Consider the following 453-nt stretch of genomic DNA (forward strand, 5'->3'; position numbering starts at 1 on the left):
GTGAATATCTTCGGCATCGCTGGCGAGGATTTGCTGCGGATTGGCGCGCACCTCTTCCAGCAGCACGTTCAGCGCTTCTTCCAGCTGCTGCTGTTCAGCGGCACTCAGAACGCCGACCGTTACCAGCGCTTTCGACCAGGCGACAGAGCCAACGATATCCTGCTCCGCCAGACGATAGTCGAAGCGCAACGAGTCGTTGAACTGTTTGAACCGTTGATCTGCTGCCTGTGTAAAACGCCCGCCCCAAAGTGCCATAACATGCTTCCTTTATTCGTTAGTTCCGCCGGCGGCATTGTGCCGCTCGGCCTACGGTCTTGTAAGCCCGGCAGACGACGCGCCGCCGGGCATGAAATCTTAAGCCAGAATACGTGTGCCGATCGGCGTGCCGTTAAATAACGCCGGCAACTGCTCGGCGTGACGCCAGGAGGCGATATCCACCGGACGGCCCAGAGC

1 protein-coding gene is annotated in these 453 nt (G+C 59.2%); it reads right to left on the reverse strand.

The genetic code is table 11. The features are described from left to right. Positions 1-255, reverse strand: a 255-nt coding sequence (locus tag M3223_RS23910; RefSeq protein ID WP_251566286.1) for a lyase family protein, incomplete at its 3' end; no start/stop codon positions are given. Positions 256-453: the final 198 nt, after the last annotated feature.

Source organism: Paenibacillus pasadenensis, from assembly GCF_023715725.1.
GTDB classification, from domain to species: domain Bacteria; phylum Bacillota; class Bacilli; order Paenibacillales; family Paenibacillaceae; genus Paenibacillus_O; species Paenibacillus_O pasadenensis_A.